Below are 5,256 nucleotides of genomic sequence, written 5' to 3'. Positions count from 1 at the left end.
GAATTAGTCGTTAATATATCTATGTTTTTACCATAACAAGGAGTTCCACCACCTAATGCAAGAACTAAGTGCTGAGAAGAATCAGTAAGTTCTTTTAAATATTCAGTTTCTTTTTTTCTAAAATATATTTCGCCTTTAGTTTTAAATATATTAGAAACAGAGGCTTTTTCTTTATCAACAATATAATCATCTAAATCTAAGAAACTGTAATTTAGCACTGTAGCTAATTCCCTACCTATAGTAGATTTTCCCGATCCCATATATCCCATTAAAACAACAATCATAACGCTTACAAATTGATTATTAAATATCTACACATAACGACAACAAAAAAACGAAAATTTAAATAAAAAAAGTATTGTTTTATTAATTAAACATTTTATATTTGCACCCTCGTTAGAGAAAAACATCATGACCAGTTAGCTCAGTTGGTAGAGCATCTCCCTTTTAAGGAGAGGGTCCAGGGTTCGAGCCCCTGACTGGTCACAAAAAGTTAAGCTGTAAAAAGCTTAACTTTTTTTTTATATTTACTTATCTTTAATGCGCACGTGGCGGAATTGGTAGACGCGCCAGCTTGAGGGGTTGGTGGACATTAGTCCGTGGAAGTTCGAGTCTTCTCGTGCGCACTTTAATTATCTTAATAGTTTTATTGAAAGAAAAGCTATTATATAGTTCAGTTTTTATTTTTTTAATTATATGAATGAGTTTATCAATTTTATAAAAAAATATATCAACCTTTCTCAGGATGCTGAAAACGAAATTACTAACTTAATTTTGACAGAAGAAGTTCCAAAAGGGTACAACTTACTTAAAGAAGGGAAAACATGTGAACGCCTTTATTATATTTTAAAAGGAACTGTTAGAACCTATCATTATCAAAACGGAAAAGATATCACCTATTGGATTTATCCAGAAAATTCAATGATTACATCTTGGCATAGTTATATTCTTAGAAAACCATCATCTGAATATATTGAAACTACAGAAGATTCTATTTTAATTTCAATATCATATAATCAATGGCAAGAGCTCTATTTAAAACATCCAAAGCTAGAACGTTTTGGAAGACTTATTTTAGAAGAGCAAATGGCTTTAATTGATGACTTTTTTAAAGGTTATTATTTTTTATCAGCTAAAGAAAAGTATACTTTATTAACTACTGCATTTCCATCAATAACACAACGTGCTAATCTAGGACACATAGCTTCAATGTTAGGCATCTCCCAAGAAACATTAAGTAGAATTAGAGGAAAATAGAAAGCTTGCTATAATAATGCAAGCTTTCTTTATATAAAATGATTTAAACTGCCTTTAAAATACTCTAACGATATTAAATCCAAAAAACACATCTTCAAACCATTTTCCTTCTGCATTACTAATAAATCCTGGTTCATTAGTTGATTGAGCATTTGAGAACAATAACTGGAAAACATGACCTCCAGTTTCTATGTCTAAACCAAAGGTTAATGGATCATTATAAACAGAGTCTTCATGTCTGCTAAAATTATAAACATAATCTATATTAATTGACATGCGTTTACTTATTTTCATACGACCACCAGCACCTAATGCAATTTGATTATGTTTTTGAAAAGGCTCTAACACTAAATTCTGTCTTACGAATGTTGGTGCTAGCTCAAAAGAAAATTTATTGCTAAAACGTCTAGAAATTAATAACTGAGTTGCATAACTCATCCTATCACCAAATTTTAAAAAAGGATATTGTTCTTTACGCAAATCTGTTCTAATATTAGCTGTAGCATAACCTGTTATATTCACAGGAAACTCTTTAGTCTGTCCTTTTATTTTTGCTTTAATATGCGTTGAGTAAGTTTTTCGAATAGACTCTCTTGCTAATCCAATTTGTATTCCATTATATATACCATAAACCAATTGAATTTTAGTATTTGCATTATCAAAACCAAAAAAAGTAGTTAGGCCATCTTTTAATGTACCAAACCTATGCGATACATACATATACATATCACCTTTTGAAGCTACTTTTGTGGATTGCAAATTTCCAATTTTCATTGCTTTAAAAGCAGGTTGCTCATAAGATTCTTCTTTAGTGTCCTCTTCTAATTCGTTTAATAAGTCGTCTTGAGCAATTAAAGAGTCAAAACTAAAAAATATAATAGAAATGGCTAGTAAATAATTTTTCATCAATTTGTTATTTAATAATAGTTTTGTCTAGTTTTATTTCTTCTAATAGGTCATCGTATCCTATCATCCTTGCTTTAATAGTAATCGTTTGTTTTTCTTGAATGCTTACTATTGCAGTTTTTGTATCTAATTGGCAATAAATACTATTATCTATTGTAATTCCTTTTTCATCTATAGAAGTAATTGTTCCTGTTAACTCTATAACAACACCTTGCCATTTAGTAACATCAGTTTTTACCTTTTCTAAAAAAACTTTTGATGATCCTGAAAATTTAACTTCTAACTCTTCAATCGATTTATGAGGTTTATAAGCATATTTATATGCTGAGAGACCTCCAATAACAATTAATCCAATAACTAATAATGCGATGTTACTTTTTTTCGACAAGCTCATAACACAATTTTAAATTAATAGATTTTGCTATTTTTTTTCTAACAATATTTGGAATATCTATATCAAAATCTTGTGGAGACACATTAAATTCTGAAGTCAAAACAATTTTATTATTCACTTTTTTCACCAGAATTGCAGCTTTAATAAGCTTAGCTTTTCCTCTTACTGTTAATGTTCCATTTAGGGTAAATTCTTTTTCCATATCAGAAAGTTTATCCATTGAATAACTTTCTATCTTACCTATAAATGTGGCTTTAGGAAATTTATCAGAATCCATATAATTTTCATTAAAATGCTCTTCCATTAAAGCAATTTCAAAATGAAAAGCCTTAACAAAAAGTAAAGCTGCTATATCACCTGTTTTAGTATTTAGTATTGCTGTGGTGCTTTCATTTTTAGCTTCAACAGACTCAAAAGCTTCTACGGAAGCTTTAAATTCGGTTAAACCTGTTTTAGTAAAATATTTTTGTGCAGAAGCACTTAATGACAAAATTAAAATAGATACTAATATTATGTTTTTCATAATTTATACTTTATTGTTCTAAAAGACCATCAGTTATCCATTTATCCATAATCTGACGTATCTCTAGAGATAACACGCCTTGTGATGGCATTGGATTTGATAGATTATTCATTCTTTGAATTAAATTTCTTTGTTCAGCTGCCGTTTTTGTGTTTTGGTAATTCGATAAATCTAAACCATCACTTGGAGAATTTCCTCCATGGCATGTAATGCAATTATTATACATAATTCCATCTACATCAGATTGATAAGAAACTGTTCTCATTAAGGGTGGCAACAAAGAAACATCACCTTGATCGATAATTGCTGTTGTACAATTTTGCATTAATAAAAGTGTAGTTACTGCAAGTATGCTATTACTAATTTTGTATTTCATAAGTCTCAATTTTCTACAGTTATGTTATTAATCGTTAATTGGTGCTGGCCTTCTGGAGTAATGGTGATGGTTTGGTTGGCGTGCGTAATATCGCCTTCCGAGATATAGCCGTCTTCATTAATATCTGCCGTAATATTCACATTATATTGGCCTGGATGTAAATAGGTGATTAAGAATTGAGATTCACCAGCTGTTAATTCTGAAAACAGTAATATTGAATTGAATGCCGATTCATCTGAGACAAAATAACCATACTCATCTGTTAAAGGAGCCTTTGACAGAAACACCGTAAGTGACTTACCCTCTATTTCTGGATTAATTTCTATATCTATCTGTAAAAGCGCTAAATATGGATGTTGATCTATTCTCCAAGGATCGCCAGATTCATAAGCTAAATCAAACACATCATTTTGAGCTGATTGAGCTAAAAATGTTGCCGATTGAGCTTCTGCATCGCCTGGATTAACATATAAATTTTCTTCTACAAACCCTTCAGAGAAATCCCATGCTGGTGTATTTTGCGGAAATCCAACTTCTTGTGCTGCTGTTTGTGCTAAATCCAAATTACTTTTCTTGCCTTTAAAAGTCATATGTCTTGACGCAGGAGCTTGCACTCCTAATCGACTTGTATAAGCATTAAAATAGAGACTATCTTGTTTAAATCTTAATTCCATAAACATGGTGTTAGCACCACCTCTAGAATCTACAAATCGAAAATATTTTCCATTGTTGTTATCCTCGATTTTATCCATAACAAAATAACTCGTTCTATAGATACCACTTAACACTCCACCATTTCTCGCCATAATAGTTCGTTTCCCTTTAAAATCTGTTACAAAAAATGAAGTAAATAAATTCCCCATAGAACCACCTTCAAAAATGCCATGAATCTGTGATGGCGAATTTGCTCGATAATCAAATGCAAAAAAATCGTAATCATCTGCGATAACTCTGTTTCTACCAACCCAATGCCCTTGCATTTTATCTAAAAAATCAAAACCATCTACATTAATATCAATAGGATTTACTTCTGTTGATAAAGGAGGGTTAGGATTTGTTCCTCCTGTAGGTCCAGCTATATTTCTAATATCGTCTGTATTGCAATTTTGCAGCATAAAAAACACTACCAATGCGCTTAAAAAATATGTTGTTTTTTTAATCATGTTTCTATTTAATTTTGAATTCTTATCCATAGTTCTTTTAAGGGTTGATGCATTATAAATGTGGTCACTTCTAACGTGTCTTTACTTAATAAATTAAGAGTTACCATCTCTTTAGACTCATTCTTTTTTGTGGCTCCTGAAACAGCATCAACAAAGACGCCTTTTTTTTCTTTAAGGTTATTAAAAAAATAATTTTTAGGTTTTCCTTCTTCATATTTATAAACCGTTGTATCATCATTATAATAGAGTACTTGTCCTTTAATACTATTATCTTCTTCAATAATATTGCAAGTAGCTTTATAAAACTTGCTATCTACTTCCCAAGTACCTATAATTGGATTGTTCTTTTTAACACAAGAAAAAGCAAGCATTAAGAACATTAATAAAAAAGCTTTTTTCATTTGAATAATTTATGGGACAAATCTAAATGCGATTCAAGATTTTTTTTTTTGACCTATGTCAAAATCATAATTAAGAGTGAATTTTTTATTTTTTGATTTAAGTCAAATCAATATTTCAAACCAGATAATAGATTTGCAATACTTAAAACTTAAAACAAAACCTTTAGTTGCTAAATTTTATGCGCTTTATGGTCAGAATAACGACAACCTAGTTGTGATGGGTGGTTATGGTGTTA

At 30.3% G+C, this 5,256-nt stretch carries 8 protein-coding genes and 2 tRNA genes; 3 read left to right on the top strand and 7 right to left on the bottom strand.

Going from position 1 to position 5,256, the window contains the following annotated elements; translation table 11 throughout:
* On the bottom strand, nucleotides 1-284 hold a 284-nt coding region (locus QZZ53_RS16770; protein ID WP_296386838.1), incomplete at its 3' end, for a shikimate kinase.
* Nucleotides 285-413: 129 nt separating this feature from the next.
* Between QZZ53_RS16770 and QZZ53_RS16765 the strand changes: the two genes are divergently transcribed.
* From QZZ53_RS16765 to QZZ53_RS16755, 3 genes are all read left to right on the top strand, one after another.
* Nucleotides 414-486 (top strand) — tRNA-Lys (locus QZZ53_RS16765).
* Between the two features lie 56 nt (nucleotides 487-542).
* A tRNA-Leu gene (locus tag QZZ53_RS16760) sits at nucleotides 543-626 on the top strand.
* A gap of 70 nt (nucleotides 627-696) precedes the next feature.
* On the top strand, nucleotides 697-1,257 hold the full coding sequence (locus tag QZZ53_RS16755) for a Crp/Fnr family transcriptional regulator (protein ID WP_296386836.1): 561 nt from the start codon (nucleotides 697-699) through the stop codon (nucleotides 1,255-1,257).
* A gap of 54 nt (nucleotides 1,258-1,311) precedes the next feature.
* On the opposite strand, the gene QZZ53_RS16750 is transcribed toward QZZ53_RS16755, so the two are convergent.
* Genes QZZ53_RS16750 through QZZ53_RS16725 form a run of 6 tightly spaced genes read right to left on the bottom strand, consistent with a single transcriptional unit; the run spans nucleotide 1,312 to nucleotide 5,020 of the window.
* A complete protein-coding gene (locus QZZ53_RS16750; RefSeq protein ID WP_296386834.1) occupies nucleotides 1,312-2,163 on the bottom strand; it encodes a DUF5777 family beta-barrel protein in 852 nt (283 codons plus the stop codon).
* A 7-nt stretch (nucleotides 2,164-2,170) separates the two neighbouring features.
* Nucleotides 2,171-2,557 carry a hypothetical protein gene (locus QZZ53_RS16745; protein WP_296386831.1) on the bottom strand — a complete coding sequence of 129 codons (387 nt, stop codon included), beginning with the start codon at nucleotides 2,555-2,557 and terminating at the stop codon, nucleotides 2,171-2,173.
* On the bottom strand, nucleotides 2,535-3,080 hold the full coding sequence (locus QZZ53_RS16740; protein ID WP_296386828.1) for a YceI family protein: 546 nt from the start codon (nucleotides 3,078-3,080) through the stop codon (nucleotides 2,535-2,537). The genes QZZ53_RS16745 and QZZ53_RS16740 overlap by 23 nt, the downstream gene beginning before the upstream one ends.
* A gap of 10 nt (nucleotides 3,081-3,090) precedes the next feature.
* Entirely contained in the window at nucleotides 3,091-3,456 is a 366-nt protein-coding gene (locus tag QZZ53_RS16735) for a hypothetical protein (protein WP_296386826.1), read from the bottom strand.
* A 5-nt stretch (nucleotides 3,457-3,461) separates the two neighbouring features.
* Nucleotides 3,462-4,619, bottom strand: a complete 1,158-nt coding sequence (locus QZZ53_RS16730; RefSeq protein WP_296386824.1) for a hypothetical protein — start codon at nucleotides 4,617-4,619, stop codon at nucleotides 3,462-3,464.
* A gap of 8 nt (nucleotides 4,620-4,627) precedes the next feature.
* The gene (locus QZZ53_RS16725) at nucleotides 4,628-5,020 is read right to left on the bottom strand and encodes a hypothetical protein (RefSeq protein WP_296386822.1); all 393 of its coding nucleotides are present in this window, start codon (nucleotides 5,018-5,020) and stop codon (nucleotides 4,628-4,630) included.
* Nucleotides 5,021-5,256 lie beyond the last annotated feature (236 nt).

The organism is Winogradskyella sp. (assembly GCF_016744625.1).
GTDB lineage: Bacteria > Bacteroidota > Bacteroidia > Flavobacteriales > Flavobacteriaceae > Winogradskyella.
Note: the sequence above shows the minus strand (reverse complement) of the source record. Positions and strands in the feature narration are given on the sequence as shown.

Coding starts and splice junctions, on each gene's coding strand:
- QZZ53_RS16730 (WP_296386824.1), bottom strand. CDS start 4,619: ATGATTAAAAAAACAACATATTTTTTAAGCGCATTGGTAGTGTTTTTT.
- QZZ53_RS16750 (WP_296386834.1), bottom strand. CDS start 2,163: ATGAAAAATTATTTACTAGCCATTTCTATTATATTTTTTAGTTTTGAC.
- QZZ53_RS16755 (WP_296386836.1), top strand. CDS start 697: ATGAATGAGTTTATCAATTTTATAAAAAAATATATCAACCTTTCTCAG.
- QZZ53_RS16740 (WP_296386828.1), bottom strand. CDS start 3,080: ATGAAAAACATAATATTAGTATCTATTTTAATTTTGTCATTAAGTGCT.
- QZZ53_RS16745 (WP_296386831.1), bottom strand. CDS start 2,557: ATGAGCTTGTCGAAAAAAAGTAACATCGCATTATTAGTTATTGGATTA.
- QZZ53_RS16725 (WP_296386822.1), bottom strand. CDS start 5,020: ATGAAAAAAGCTTTTTTATTAATGTTCTTAATGCTTGCTTTTTCTTGT.
- QZZ53_RS16735 (WP_296386826.1), bottom strand. CDS start 3,456: ATGAAATACAAAATTAGTAATAGCATACTTGCAGTAACTACACTTTTA.